The 14,312-nt window shown below is 36.7% G+C and carries 10 protein-coding genes; 7 read left to right on the plus strand and 3 right to left on the minus strand.

All coding sequences use genetic code 11. The features are described 5' to 3' along the window. The first annotated feature begins 385 nt into the window (after positions 1-385). The gene (locus H6F47_RS23665; protein WP_096571801.1) at positions 386-1,816 is read left to right on the plus strand and encodes a bifunctional orotidine-5'-phosphate decarboxylase/orotate phosphoribosyltransferase; all 1,431 of its coding nucleotides are present in this window, start codon (positions 386-388) and stop codon (positions 1,814-1,816) included. 419 nt (positions 1,817-2,235) lie between these two features. Next, the gene (locus H6F47_RS23670) at positions 2,236-2,493 is read left to right on the plus strand and encodes a hypothetical protein (RefSeq protein WP_096571802.1); all 258 of its coding nucleotides are present in this window, start codon (positions 2,236-2,238) and stop codon (positions 2,491-2,493) included. Here H6F47_RS23670 and ggt read toward each other — a convergent pair. Next, positions 2,490-4,217, minus strand: a complete 1,728-nt coding sequence (gene ggt, locus H6F47_RS23675) for a gamma-glutamyltransferase (RefSeq protein ID WP_137666614.1) — start codon at positions 4,215-4,217, stop codon at positions 2,490-2,492. The two genes, H6F47_RS23670 and ggt, sit on opposite strands and share 4 nt — an antisense overlap. Positions 4,218-4,393: 176 nt before the next feature. On the opposite strand from ggt, the gene H6F47_RS23680 reads away from it, so the two are divergent. From H6F47_RS23680 to modB, 3 genes are all read left to right on the plus strand, one after another. Then, entirely contained in the window at positions 4,394-5,548 is a 1,155-nt protein-coding gene (locus tag H6F47_RS23680; RefSeq protein WP_190651270.1) for an AAA family ATPase, read from the plus strand. After that, positions 5,545-6,150 carry a DUF4276 family protein gene (locus H6F47_RS23685; RefSeq protein ID WP_190651272.1) on the plus strand — a complete coding sequence of 202 codons (606 nt, stop codon included), beginning with the start codon at positions 5,545-5,547 and terminating at the stop codon, positions 6,148-6,150. The genes H6F47_RS23680 and H6F47_RS23685 overlap by 4 nt, the downstream gene beginning before the upstream one ends. 232 nt (positions 6,151-6,382) lie before the next feature. Then, positions 6,383-8,191, plus strand: coding sequence for a molybdate ABC transporter permease subunit (modB, locus tag H6F47_RS23690; protein WP_190346739.1), 1,809 nt, complete (start codon positions 6,383-6,385; stop codon positions 8,189-8,191). 125 nt (positions 8,192-8,316) lie between these two features. Here the strand turns inward: modB and H6F47_RS23695 are convergent, their stop codons facing one another. Then, the gene (locus tag H6F47_RS23695) at positions 8,317-9,588 is read right to left on the minus strand and encodes a murein transglycosylase A (protein ID WP_190651273.1); all 1,272 of its coding nucleotides are present in this window, start codon (positions 9,586-9,588) and stop codon (positions 8,317-8,319) included. Between the two features lie 230 nt (positions 9,589-9,818). Beyond that, the gene (locus H6F47_RS23700; RefSeq protein WP_137666609.1) at positions 9,819-11,144 is read right to left on the minus strand and encodes a proton extrusion protein PcxA; all 1,326 of its coding nucleotides are present in this window, start codon (positions 11,142-11,144) and stop codon (positions 9,819-9,821) included. Positions 11,145-11,220: 76 nt separating this feature from the next. On the opposite strand from H6F47_RS23700, the gene H6F47_RS23705 reads away from it, so the two are divergent. Both H6F47_RS23705 and msrA read left to right on the plus strand, forming a co-directional pair. Beyond that, positions 11,221-13,398 carry a recombinase family protein gene (locus H6F47_RS23705; RefSeq protein ID WP_137666608.1) on the plus strand — a complete coding sequence of 726 codons (2,178 nt, stop codon included), beginning with the start codon at positions 11,221-11,223 and terminating at the stop codon, positions 13,396-13,398. A 154-nt stretch (positions 13,399-13,552) separates the two neighbouring features. Further along, positions 13,553-14,224: a peptide-methionine (S)-S-oxide reductase MsrA gene (msrA, locus tag H6F47_RS23710; protein WP_190651275.1), complete on the plus strand. Its 672-nt coding sequence runs from the start codon at positions 13,553-13,555 to the stop codon at positions 14,222-14,224. Positions 14,225-14,312: the final 88 nt, after the last annotated feature.

Raw genomic sequence — 14,312 nt, forward strand, 5'->3', positions numbered from 1 at the left:
GACAGGCTCAGGACAGGCTCAGGACAGGCTCAGGACAGGCTCAGGACAGGCTCAGTACAAGTCGCTCAGTACAAGTCGCTCAGTACAAGTCGCTCAGTACAAGTGCGCTCAACACAAGTCTAGCACCTGTAAATCTTTTACCTACTTCCAGGAGGCACTAGAACTACGAAGTAGAACCCCATAGATTTAGTTGTCAAGGTACAGATTGCCGTTAGGCAGTTAGGTTTTTATACAGGTTGATTACCGTTCCTGTGAGAATGATTATAGCACAGAGGCGTAAACGCCTCCTTATGCTTTCATACCTTGCCTCAAGGACGGTTAAGAGTCAAACTCAACTTATGCTACAATTATTTAATTCAAAATCAAATTACTGAAAAAATTAAACATGAATTTTTTTGATAAGTTAAATACGACCATTGTCCAAAATCAAAGTTTACTATTTGTGGGACTTGATCCAAATCCTGAGATGATTCCAGCCCGTTATCAATCATCTGATTTAATTACAGGTTTAGAAAGTTGGTTGCAATTTATGATTGCGGAAACGGCTGATTTTGTCTGTGCTTATAAACCAACTTTGGGTTTTTATCAGGTTTTGGGTGTGCCGGGTTTAGAGTTGTTAATGAGAATTTTAAAATCTATTCCTAGTCACATTCCTATTATTTTAGATGCTAAACATAGTGATTTAAATACTAGCAGTGTTTTCGCCCATTCAATATTTACAGAATGGCAGGTAGACGCGGTTACTCTTAGTCCCTATACTGGTCAGGATCATGTTGCACCTTTTTTAGTTTATCCTGATAAATCTGTATTTATTTTATGTTGTACTTCTAATCCTGGTGCTGCCACTGTACAACAATATCCTCATAATTCACCGCTTTATTTACAGGTTGTTCAAGAATCAAAAACTTGGGGAACTCCTGAACAATTATGTTTAGAAGTGGGAACTACAAATGCAGAAGTTTTAAAATCTATTCGTTCTCTTGCTCCCGAAAGAATTATTATGGCACGGAGTATTTGGGCTGGGGAAGGTAATATTAAACAAATTTTGGCAGCAGGTTTAAATGCTAACGGTGATGGTTTGTTAATACCTGTTTCTCAAGATATGTTAGGAAGTGCAAATCTATCTGAAGAAATTCAATTTTTACGCAGAGAGATTAATGAATTTAGAGGTGAATTTATCCATGATGCTTCTAGTTGTGAAGTTTGGTTTTCTGATGTTGATGTGCAAGATAAACATCCTCATCAAGATTTGATTTTACAACTTTTTGATATTGGTTGTATTATGTTTGGGGAATTTGTCCAAGCTTCAGGGGCGACTTTTCCTTATTACATTGATTTACGGAAAATAATTTCTAATCCCCAAGTTTTTAATCAGGTGCTTAGTGCTTATGAGGAGATTTTAAAAAATCTAACTTTTGATAGGTTGGCTGGTATTCCTTATGGTTCTTTACCTACTGCAACTGGTTTATCTTTAAGGTTGGATTGTCCGATGATTTTTCCCCGTAAAGAAGTGAAAGCACATGGTACACGCAGAGTCATTGAAGGTAACTTCCATCCTGGCGAAACGGTTGCAGTGGTTGATGATATTCTGATCAGTGGCAAAAGTGTGATGGAAGGAGCAGAAAAGATTCAATCTGTGGGATTAAAGGTTAATGATATTGTGGTTTTTATTGATCATGAAAAGGGTGTTAAAGATAGATTAAAAGCAAATGGTTATTGTGGTCATTCGGTTTTAACTATTTCGGAAATTGTGACTACTCTACACGAAGTAGGCAGAATAAATGATGAACAATTGTTAGCTTTTAGGGAAAGTTAGTTGGTAAGGAGTCAGGAGTCAGGAGTGATCATATTCCATAAAAGTTGGGGATCTTATTCTCTACTCCCTAGCTATATCCTTATATCTGTGAAAAGAAGAACTTATAGATTATTTTTGGAGATTTTTGGAAAAATCGTAGTGATTGATACATACAATCAAAAAAACGATGGTTAACATTAAAAAAATCTTGTACTGGAAGAAAACATTTTGAGAACAACCTTTTTGTTCTGTGTTTGTCTTCTCATCTCGCGGAAAACCGCATATAGGAGTCTATCTTCTTCAGAAATTTACCTGAGTTTAATAATATCAAATTCCTCTAGTCTAACCTTTTAGACTCATAATTTCTCTCACAAAAATGAGGCAGGTATTAACACAATCCTGTCTTAATGCAACATAAGCTAAACGCAAAGGAGTTTACCATGCAACGACAAATGTGCTGGTTATCTAAGTCTGGTGATGATGGTGAAAAAATCTTACATTTGCAGACTTCTCCTGGTCAACCTTGGCGGCCTTATACGGCGTTTCCTCAATTTTCTGTTCCTGATTATCAAATACCCGGTGGTTCTAAGGGTTGGGCAACTTATCAAAAATTGCTGAAAGCGGGCTGGACATTAGTTCCTAGCGCACGGGCAAATGAGTTTAGCGATAATTTTGCAGAATCAATGGTGCAATATTAATAACTACTAGCTGAACCTTCACCACGGGGATCTGCGGCTCCCTCTAATGTATCATTTTCTGTAACTGCGATCGCATTTGCATTACCCCAAGGTGCAGTTTCTTTGATTTTGTGTCCCCGACGACGTAAGTCTTGCAAGGTTAACGCATCTAAACCCCAAGACTGGACAAGTAACACATCGGGTAGCCACTGGTGATGTATGCGTGGTACGGAAACGGCTGCACCCACATCCATTTTGTATTCCAAAACGTTGAGTATTATTTGCAATACTTGGGTGATGATGGTGCTACCACCGGGAGAACCGACGGCTAAACGCAAGCGGTTGTTTTCGGTGACGATAGTGGGTGTCATACTGGATAGGGGTGTTTTCCGGGGGGCGATGCTGTTAGCTTCGTTACCAACTAACCCAAAGGCGTTTGGTACTCCTGGTGCGGCTGCAAAGTCATCCATTTCATTATTTAACACTATTCCTGTTCCTGGTGTGACTATTCCCGCACCAAAACCTAAGTTAATGGTGAAGGTTAAACTAACGGCGTTTCTGTCTGCGTCAACTACGTTTAAATGACTGGTTTCTGTTTTTTCAGGAATTGTTGTTGTTTTCAATCCTGGTTTTATTTCTGTTGATGGTATCGCCTTTTTCATGTTAATTTGTTGGCGACGTTTTTGGGCGTAATTTTTGCTAATTAGTTCAGAAACGGGGACTTGAACAAAATCAGGATCACCTAAATATTTGGCGCGATCGCTATAAGCAATTTTCATACTTTCTACCATTAAATGGATCGCGTCTGGGTGATTCCATCCTAATGATTTTAAGTCTGTGTCACCAATAATATTTAACATTTGTAATAAATGTACACCACCTGATGATGGAGGTGGCATAGAACAAACTCTTGCTGTTCGGAAGTTGCCACAAACAGGATCGCGCCAAATTGGTTGATATTGTTTTAAATCTTCCAGAGTAATTAAACCGCCATTTTTTGCCATATCATCAGCGATAAGTTTGGCAATTTTTCCAGTGTAAAAACTTTGAGGATTTTCAGAAATTTCTGTTAAAGTTTTTGCTAAATCACTTTGAATTAATCTTTCCCCTGGTTGATAATATTCACCGTTGCGAGTGAAGATTTTACTGGCTGCTGGGTTGTTGAGAATTTTAGGTTTACGGTCTTGAAAACGGGAGAGAGAAAGCCAAGAAACTCTATTACTGATAATAAAACCATTTTTAGCCAGTGCAATTGATGGTTTAACAACTTCTTGCCAAGGTAACTTGCCATAACGACGATGTACTTCATACATACCCGCTACAGTTCCGGGAGTTGCTACTGCTAAATAACCGTTGGTACTTGCACCGGGAATTACTTTACCATCAGCATCTAAATACATATTTTTTGTTGCTTTGATGGGTGCGCGTTCCCGAAAATCTAAAGCTTTAATTTCTCCGGTTTTTTGAGAATGAAATAGTAGGAAACCACCGCCACCAATACCTGCGGAAAATGGTTCAACTACGGAAATTGCAAAGGTTGTCGCTACTGCTGCATCTACCGCATTTCCGCCTTTTTTTAATATTGAAAGTCCAACTTCACTTGCTAAGGGGTTGGCGGATGTCACCATTGCAGTTTTGCTTTTTACAGGTACGTTGATGGTAGCTGATACTGCTTGGGTGGTGAGGATAGCAGTCAGGGAGATGAAAGAGATGATGAGGTTTTGGGTTTTGGTTATGGTGCGCATTTTTATGATGGGTTAAGTAGTGACAAAAACATAAATTTATAAAGATTTATTAAAAATTCAGCATTATTTTGAACAGAGATGTTTTAAGTATGATGTAATTATTACATTGAAAAAGGACAAAAATCAGTCAAATGCTAAAATAATATTGATTTATGGTTATTGGCAAGAGTTAAATTATGAACTCATTTGAACGTATAACTATTGAAGGATACCGTCGCTTATTTAATGTACAACTAGATATGCGAGATCGTCCTCTTACAGTCATGATTGGTGCTAATGGTGCAGGTAAAACTTCTTTATTAGAAATTTTTTCACTTTTAGCAGCATCAGCAAATGCTCAATTAGCAAATAAAATTTCAGAATTAGGTGGACTACCTGATATTGTTACTCGTGATAGAGCTAATAGTATAACCATTTCTTTGTCCATGAGTGTACCAGGGTATGCACCACTTAATTACCAACTGGAAGTTGCTCTAAAAGGTTTCACTTATGAAATTGCAATAGAAACACTAACTCAACAAAATAACCCTCATGCTGTAGAGCCATTCAAATATATTGAATCTCGTGGATTGGATGTAAAATATTTTAATACGGAAGACAGAGCATTATTACGCCCAAATTGGGATCATAATCCCTTAGAAACATCTCTTGCTCAAGTTCCCAAAATGTATAAAGCACCGGAAACGCTGCGTAAAGAATTAGCATCATGCACATTTTACGGTGCATTGAATGTTGCTCCTAAAAGTCCTGTGCGTTTACCACAGTCAATGCGTCCTGCAACTTTGCCGCGTGCTAATGGTGAAGATTTAGTTTCCTGTCTGTACTATTTACGAGAAACTGAACCAGAACGATTTGAAATTATTGAAGATACCCTTGCTGCGGCTTTTCCAGATTTTGAAAGATTAGGTTTTCCTCCAGTAGCAGCAGGAACTATTACAATGACTTGGAAAGATAAAAATTTTTCTAAGCCTCTTTATATGCACCAACTTTCTGAAGGAACTTTGCGGTTTATTTGGTTAATCACATTGTTGTTAAGTCCTGGTTTAACTGCTGTCACTCTGATCGATGAACCAGAAGTTAGTTTACACCCAGAATTATTAAGATTACTTGCTGATGTGATGCGAGAAGCTTCACAAAAAACTCAGCTAATTGTTGCCACTCATTCCGATAGATTAATTAGATTTTTGAAACCTCAAGAAGTGTTAGTTTGTGATGCAGAAGATGGTTTAACTACTATGACTTGGGGTGATACTTTTAATTTAGAACATTGGTTAGAAGATTATAGTTTAGATGAACTTTGGGCGATGAATTTAATAGGTGGTCGTCCATGAAAATAGCGATTTTAGTTGAGGGTGCAACAGAAACAGCTTTTAAGCCAGTTTTATTATATTTTCTCAAATCACGTTTACAGCAAATGCCCAAACTCAAGTTTATTCCCCATGATGGACGCATTCCTAAAGGAGATAAACTAAGACGAATTGTTGAAAATTTATTGATAGGTAAAGATGCTTTTGATGCGGTAATTGCTTTAACTGATGTTTATACAGGAACTAATGATTTTAAAGATGGGGAAGATGCTAAAGCGAAAATGCGAGAATGGGTAGGGAATAATCCTAATTTTTATCCCCATGTAGCGCAGCATGACTTTGAAGCTTGGTTATTACCTTATTGGTCAACAATTCAGAAATTAGCAAAATCTAATAAGTCAGCACCAGCAGGTTTACCGGAAAAGGTAAATCATGGAAATCCACCATCTTATAGAATTAAAGAAGTATGTGAAACTGGTAAATGTCAACGCAGTTATAATAAAATTCGTGATGGTGCGAGAATTTTGAAAGACCAAGATTTAATGGTTTCTGTTAATCAATGTCCTGAATTAAAGGCATTTATCAATACTATTATTGAATTAAGTAAGGGTGATTTAATTCCATGAATTAGGAAATAATGATATTACGAATGGCTTATCTGTTAGCTACCATGCCCGCCCGGAAATGAATTTCCGGTCTCATAGCCAAAGTAAACTAAAGTTTACTAAGGAATTTTCCCATGATTTAGTCATTTTTAGATGACTTTAGCTATTAGCAAGGAAATTAATTTCCCTGCGGGCTTTTAATTTTCCCCTATTCCCTGATATACTACCAACTAAGTTGGAAATATACAGAATTATGCCACAGGACTTATCACCCCTCTGGATATCGCTGAAAACCTCATTTTTAGCGACTTTTATCACCTTCTTTTTCGGTGTTGGTGCTGCTTACTGGATGTTGGGATATCGGGGTAAAGGGAAATCTATAATTGAAGGGATATTCGTTGCACCGCTAATTTTACCGCCTACGGTTGTGGGTTTTTTGCTGCTGCTATTTTTTGGTAAAAATGGTCTTGCTGGTAAATTATTAGAACCTTTTAATGTGACTATTGTATTTACTTGGTATGGTGCGGCGATCGCTGCAATGGTGGTTTCTTTCCCATTAATGTATAAAACTGCGTTGGGTGCTTTTGAACAAATTGATGCTAATTTATTAAGAGTAGCGAGAACTTTAGGCGCTAAGGAATTTACTATATTTTGGCGGGTAAGTTTACCTTTAGCATTTCCTGGTATTTTAGCAGGTGCAACTTTAGCTTTTGCCCGTGCTTTGGGTGAGTTTGGTGCAACTTTGATGTTAGCTGGTAACATTCCTGGACAAACGCAGAATATACCAATGGCGATATATTTTGCTGTGGAAGCTGGGGATATGAATGAAGCTTGGTTTTGGGCAATTATTATTGTTTCAATTTCCTTAACAGGAATTATTTTAACTAACTTCTGGGAAGACCGCAAGCAGAAAATTAGACGCACTAATAAAGCAGAAATTGCAACAATAAAACCAGAAAATCAATCCTTTTCTTTACCTCCTAATTCTTTGACATCTGGTTTATTGATAGATATTGAAAAAAACCTCTCAAGTTTTCATCTGAAAATTGCCTTTAATACGGATAACCAACCTTTAGGTTTATTAGGAAGTTCTGGCGCAGGTAAAAGTATGATTCTCCGGTGTTTAGCTGGAATAGAAACACCAAATAAAGGCAGAATCGTATTAAATAATAGAGTTTTATTTGATTCAGAAAAAGGAATTAATGTTCCTGTTCGTCAACGCAAAATCGGTTTTTTATTTCAAAATTATGCCTTATTTCCTCATCTCACAGTAGCACAAAATATCGCCTTTGGTTTACCTACAGAATTATCAAATGGGAATCTTAAAGTAGAGGTAGAAAAGCAATTAATAGCCATGCACTTAGAGGGTTTAGGTAATCGTTATCCTCACCAACTTTCAGGAGGACAACAACAACGGGTAGCTTTAGCGAGAGCGTTAGCAAGTCAACCAGAAGCTTTACTTTTAGATGAGCCATTTTCTGCCCTGGATACACATTTACGAAGTCAGTTAGAACAACAAATGACAGAAACTTTAGCTGATTATTCTGGTGTGACTTTATTTGTTACTCATAACATGGAAGAAGCCTATAGGTTGTGTCCTAATTTGTTAGTTTTAGAAGACGGAAAAGAAGCACATCATGGTTCTAAATATGAAATTTTCCAACATCCTGCTACTATGAATGTGGCAAAAATTACAGGATGTAAAAATTTTTCTCGCGCTGTTGTTTTGTCATCCCAAAAAGTAGAAGCAATTGATTGGGGTTGTACTTTAGAAGTTGTAGAATCTATTCCTGAAAATTTATCTCATGTTGGGATTCGCGCCCATCAAATTGTGTTTAAAAATGATGCAAATCTGGAAAATACTTTTCCTTGTTGGTTGGTGAGAACTAGCGAAACTCCTCACCGCATGACTTTATTTTTAAAGTTGCATTCTCCAGCGGAAAATGTTCATGATTATCATCTACAAGCAGAAGTTTATAAGGAAAAATGGGTGACAATTAAAGACAAACCTTTTCCTTGGTATGTACATTTAGATCCTGTAAGGTTAATGTTGATGGAGTAGGTTAATTTTCAGATACCCAACTTCTTGGAGAAGTCGGGTATCTTTGGGGGATCTTTGGTAGAAGTAAATATTTCTCACATCTTCCCATTTCTATTTACTGTCACCTGTCACCTGTCACCTATTCCCTATTTCAACAACAAATAAAATAATTGTCCATTGCTGACTGTCACACCAGCGCGATCGCCAGCAATATCTCCTGTTCCCAAGTAATAATCTACTCTACCTGGTCCTTTAATTGCACCACCTGTATCTTGATCTAATACAAAACGGCTAACTGTCCGATTGTCCAATTCTCCGTTATTTTTAACAAAAGGAAAAGGTGCGCGAATTAAAGCTAAAGCACCAGGAGGCATTAAAGATTTATCGGTAGCTATAGAACGTTCTGGAGTCAGAGGTACACCAACAGAACCATGTGCCGATCTCCCATAGGTTTCTCTGAAAAAGACAAAGCTATTATTTCTGGGTAAATAAACATTTAAATCTTGGGGATTTTTTTGGAAATACTCAAAAATTGTGGGCATGGTTACGCCATTTTCAGGTAATTTTCCAGCCTCTACTAATGTCCGCCCCAAACTTTTATAATTATGGGCTGTATTCCCAGCATATCCTATACTTGTTTCTGTTCCATCTGTTAATTTTAACCGTGCAGAACCTTGAATTTGAATAATATAAGGTTCAAATCTATCTCTAAACCAAAATAATTCTAAACCTTTTAATTTACTTTGAGAACCTTGTAAACCATCTGCACCTTCTAATTCTAATCGAGTGGGATGAGGTCTAGTCCAAGATTTTAAATCAGGTGGTAAGCGGTAAACAGGATATTTAAATTCTTTGGTTGGTTTTCGACTAGCTAAATATAATGGTTCATAATAGGCAGTAAATAATACAGTACCTTGACTATCTCTGCCTATAGATTGATAATAAACAAACTCTTTTTCAATAGCTGTTTGTAATTCTTGAGGCGAATTAGTTGATAATACTAATTGTCTGAATCTTTGCAAACTACGATAAACACGATCTCTGGTAATTCCAGAAATTTTATATCTTTGATAAGTAGCCGCAGCCCGCCGAGTTCTTAAATATTTTAAACTCTGATCAATAGATTTTATTAATGCTTTTTTATCCGCTATTTCTTCTTGTTCACCATCATAAATCCTTGCATCTAAACAAGAATCATCATTTTCACAACAACCAACCGGTAATCTTTGTACAAGTACAGGTAAATTTTTAGTATTTTCAGTTTTTAAAGCTGTTGGTTTCAACTCTGTGGGTAAATTCCACTTAGTTACTTGACATTCGGGAGGAATTGTGTCTCGATTTTTAATCGCTGGCATTTCCAAGAAAAAAATCGTGAAAAAAAACGGTAAGCTAAAAGTTGTATTAAATATCTTTTTCATGGAATTAATTTATTCTCTTTTATTCTGATTGGAAAATTTTGACAATTATTCTGACTCCTGTACGGGCGAAGTAGGGGCGAAGTAGGGGCGAAGCATTCGGAAAATAGCCTGGTCATAAAATTGATAATTTGTTGCCCGAATGCTTCGCCCTTACAGGAAAATAGCCTTTTCATAAAATTGATAATTGGTCGCCCGAATGCTTCGCCCCTAGAACTCCTGACTCCTGAAATTTACTCATTCATATTATGGTAAGTAGCAACAGCGGAAGGAGAAATGCGATTCAAATAACGGAAAATCCAATATTTGAAAATTGTATCTAAAATCACGGGAAATGTCGCAATGAATAAGAAAATAAAATCCCTATTTGCTGGTAAACCCCAGTGTCGTGATAAACCTTCCAGAATTACTTCCCAACCGTGGGGAGAGTGGAAGCCGACAAAGACATCAGTAAATAATATAATAATAAATGCTTTGGCGCTATCACTCAAGCCATATACTACATGATCAAAGAAATCTTTGAGAACTGAAATAGAAGATTGGCTGATCAGCAACAACCAGACAAAAGCAACTACAGAAAAAACATCTGCAAACACATTTTTAATCGCATTAGCACTTTCGCGCCGAAATTCCTCTGCTACCTCCTGTGCTTTTTCTTGCATTTTAATTTCTAGCACTTCCGATGATAGCGGTGGTGCATTACTAATCAAATTTTCAAACTTGATTCTTTCTTCAAATCTTTGCAGTTCTATTAGTGCTTCTTCTTCCATTTCTTCATTGATAAAAATCTGTTCTGTTTCTGAACCTCTAAAACGATCAACTACAGGACCTACTACCACAGCCTTAGCTATTTGATGGGTGAGAAGTGGCACAATAATTAATAGTAAAATAAATCTCACAGAGATAATTGTGATTTTTTGCGTCTGCCGAAAATTCTGCACTACTTCTTGTTCCGAACTGGGATCTAATTCCGCTTGCAAACGAGTAATAGTTGTTAGAATTGAACGCGGTAAAACTCCTGTAGAATCAGCTTTTCTTTTGGGTTTATTATTGTTGTTTTTAATTACAGGTTTTGGTGTGATTGGTTGATTACTTACTTTATTTTCTGCTACAATTATAGATGGATTTACTAAATTTTCTGAATTGTTTTCTAGAACATCATTTACAGCGTCATTTGTATATTTACCAATGACTTGATCAATGAATTCTAACTTTTTTAAAACTAAAGCCGCATTGGAATATTCTATACCTGCTTTGGCTGCTGCTTTTTGCTTAGATTCATTGGAAAACCAACGACTGGCTTTAAACTCTGTCAGCCGCATCCGTACATTTTTTAATAATTTTTGTAAATCTGCTTGAAAATAATCCATGACACTACTACTGTACATAGCAGCATCACTGCTAATTTTATTACCATTAAAATGATGATCTTCTATTTCTTTAATTTTTAAAGCTGATTTATAAGCTTCCTCTAAAGAGCGTTCTGGTGTCAGTAAATACCATCTGTAAGCAGCCAGGAAAAAAGAGTATATTTTTTCACTAAACACAGGGTTTTTCATCCTCAATGCTCATTTAACACTGTTTGGTGATTCCTAAATTTAAGTTAACGCAGAAGTTATAATCAGGAGTAGATTAGTGGTTTCAAATTCTTTTTGGATTGTTGGTACTAGCCGCAGCGGAAAAACTACTCGTTTAGCCCAACAGTTTTGTGATTGGGTGCAACAAAATGACAATCAAGATATAGAATCATTTTATCCGAAAAATCAAAATCGGAAAAAAGCTAAAAGTGCAATTAAAACCGCAAATCTTTTGCAAACAGAACCCGGTGCTTTAGTTTTAGCATCTAATGATGATAATCGCCGATTATTAACTGATAAAATTGTCACTTTAACTTCAGGAAAATACCCTATTCGAGCAAAAACAACCTTGGGTTTTATTCAAGATGAAGTGATTTTATTTTGGCCGTTATTGGTAGAATCTTTACAAATAAAAGCACAATTTCCGGTAAGATTGCGCCCAGAAACAGAGCAAGAATTAGCAACAAAGCGTTGGAATTATCAATTAGATGCTGAAACTTTGCGACGTGCAGGAGTGAATGAATATCGCTTAGTGAGGCGGATATTAGACTTATGGCAACTAGCAGCTTATAGTGGTACAGCTTGTGAAGATATTGCTAAAGTTTTACAAACAGGTTTACAAGAAAATACTAATAATCTAGAACCAGAATTTTTCACATCTTTGCTGTTAGATTGGCGGAATTGGTGTTTAAAAAGAGGATTATTAACTTATGGTTTAATTACCGAACTTTATCACCAACATTTATTAACTAATAGCGATTATCAACAACATTTAAAAAAACGTTATCAGATGATAATAGCTGATGATGTAGATGATTATCCAGCCATAGCTTATCACTTATTTGAGTTTTTATTAGATGCGGGTGCGGTGGGAGCATTTAGTTATAATTTTAATGGGGGAGTGCGTTGGGGTTTAGGTGCTGATCCTGAATATTTAAACAGGTTAGCAAAGCGTTGTCGGGTAGAAAAGTTAGTGAGTTTTCCTGAAGCTAATTTAGCTGAAACCTTGGTTCAACCGATGATAGAATTAGTCACTGAACCGATGACAATTTTAAGTTTACCAAAGTCGGTAAAATGTATTCAAACTGCTTCTCGCGCTCAACTTTTGCGACAAATAACAGATGTGATAATTAATGGAATTAAAACGGGAAAAGTAGAACCGGAAGAAATAGCAATTATCGCTCCTGGGTTAGATGCGATCGCTCGTTATAGTCTCATGGAAATATTAACCAAGCAAAATATTCAGGTAGAAGCTCTCAATGAACAACGTCCTTTAATTAGTTCACCCGCTGTCAGAGCATTACTCACCTTAATTACTTTAGTTTATCCCAATTTAGGAAGATTAGTAGATCGGGATGAAGTGGCAGAAATGTTAGTTGTTTTCAGTCACAGTCACACCAATGATGGGAAAGATGGAGAAAAAAAAGAATTTCCACAACCAAAAATTGATCCAGTGCGTGCTGGTTTAATAGCAGATCATTGTTTTGTACCCCATCCAGAAAATCCCCATTTATTAAATATTAAAACCTTTGAACGTTGGGATAGAATCGGCTATACTGCAACCACAGCTTATAATGAAATATTGGGATGGATTGAAAAACAGAAAACAGAAGTTAAAGAAAATGTAATTTACACACCAGTTAATCTTTTATATCAAGCAATGCAAGACTTTTTGTGTAAAGATAATTATACACCATTTCCAACATTAGCAGCATTACGAGAATTATTAGAAACTGCTCAACATTATTGGGAAATAGACACCAGGTTAAAACAAACAATTACCAACTCAATAATACAAAATAATACCATTGCCGAGTTTATTCAACTATTGCGACGTGGTACAATTACTGCTAATCCCTACCCCATTCGTCCTATAGGAAAAGCAAAAAAAGCCATTACCTTAGCTACCATTTTCCAATATCGTGCTAGTCATAGAGATCACAAATGGCATTTTTGGCTAGATGCGGGTTCACCTCTTTGGGCTAAAGGTGGTGCAGCTACTTTATTTGGTGCTACTTTATTTTTACAAGATAGGTTAGGAAAACCTTGGACAGCAGCAGATGAACAAGCAGCAGAAACGCAAAGATTACGTCGCATTATTGCAGATTTACTAGCGCGTGTTTCCCAAAGAGTTTATTTATGTCACAGTGATTTAGCTGTCAATGGACAAGAACAAATGGGTCCATTATTACCTTTAGTTCATGCTTGTGATGTAATAGAAAATGAACGCAGATGAAATTAGATGAATGAATGGATTTGATGATTTTGTGTAACTTCGCAACAAGTTGGTTTTAGAGGTTTAATCATAATTATTATCTATATTTCCAGCAATCACCAAAATCCTTACAATATAAAGGTAAAGCCATCATACATAAAATACATCAAAAACAATGGGATTATTCGGATTTGGTAAAAAAGTGGCAATGCCCACACCTACACAAGCACTGCCAGGACGCACAGAAAAAATGCCCGTACCTGCAACACACTTTGTCAACAAAAACCCCTTAAAACCTCCGTTTCCTGAAGGTATGGAAACTGCGATGTTTGGTTTAGGGTGTTTTTGGGGTGCAGAACGCAAGTTTTGGCAACAAAACGGAGTTTACAGCACTGCGGTTGGTTATGCTGCTGGTTACACACCCAACCCCACCTATAGGGAAGTTTGCACTGGTATGACCGGTCACAATGAAGTGGTGTTTGTGGTGTTTGATCCCAAAGTTATTAGTTATTCCCAACTGTTAAAAGTCTTTTGGGAAAGTCATGATCCCACCCAAGGGATGCGTCAAGGTAATGATGTCGGTACTCAATACCGTTCTGGTATTTATGTTTATTCCCCAGAACAAAAACAACTAGCGGAAGCTTCCAAGGATGCTTATGAACAAGCGTTAGTAAAAGCAGGTTATGGCAAAATTACCACAGAAATTTTAGATGCACCTGAGTTTTATTATGCTGAAGATTACCATCAGCAGTATTTAGCTAAAAATCCCGGTGGTTATTGTGGTTTAGGTGGTACTAATGTTGCTTGTCCTGTGGGTGTGTTTGAAACTTCAGTGAGCAAGTCCTAAGTTGACAATTTCATAGACAAAACTATACTTATATTGACAAAAATCAATATATTTTTAGGAAAAAATCAACTACTTGATATATAATACG

Origin of the sequence: Sphaerospermopsis sp. FACHB-1094, assembly GCF_014696195.1 — a bacterium.
In the GTDB taxonomy this organism is placed as follows: Bacteria; Cyanobacteriota; Cyanobacteriia; order Cyanobacteriales; family Nostocaceae; genus Sphaerospermopsis; species Sphaerospermopsis kisseleviana.

What these genes read in the sequence shown, in the direction of transcription:
- H6F47_RS23665 (WP_096571801.1), top strand. Translation starts at nt 386, where the DNA reads ATGAATTTTTTTGATAAGTTAAATACGACCATTGTCCAAAATCAAAGT.
- H6F47_RS23670 (WP_096571802.1), top strand. Translation starts at nt 2,236, where the DNA reads ATGCAACGACAAATGTGCTGGTTATCTAAGTCTGGTGATGATGGTGAA.
- ggt (WP_137666614.1), bottom strand. Translation starts at nt 4,217, where the DNA reads ATGCGCACCATAACCAAAACCCAAAACCTCATCATCTCTTTCATCTCC.
- H6F47_RS23680 (WP_190651270.1), top strand. Translation starts at nt 4,394, where the DNA reads ATGAACTCATTTGAACGTATAACTATTGAAGGATACCGTCGCTTATTT.
- H6F47_RS23685 (WP_190651272.1), top strand. Translation starts at nt 5,545, where the DNA reads ATGAAAATAGCGATTTTAGTTGAGGGTGCAACAGAAACAGCTTTTAAG.
- modB (WP_190346739.1), top strand. Translation starts at nt 6,383, where the DNA reads ATGCCACAGGACTTATCACCCCTCTGGATATCGCTGAAAACCTCATTT.
- H6F47_RS23695 (WP_190651273.1), bottom strand. Translation starts at nt 9,588, where the DNA reads ATGAAAAAGATATTTAATACAACTTTTAGCTTACCGTTTTTTTTCACG.
- H6F47_RS23700 (WP_137666609.1), bottom strand. Translation starts at nt 11,144, where the DNA reads ATGAAAAACCCTGTGTTTAGTGAAAAAATATACTCTTTTTTCCTGGCT.
- msrA (WP_190651275.1), top strand. Translation starts at nt 13,553, where the DNA reads ATGGGATTATTCGGATTTGGTAAAAAAGTGGCAATGCCCACACCTACA.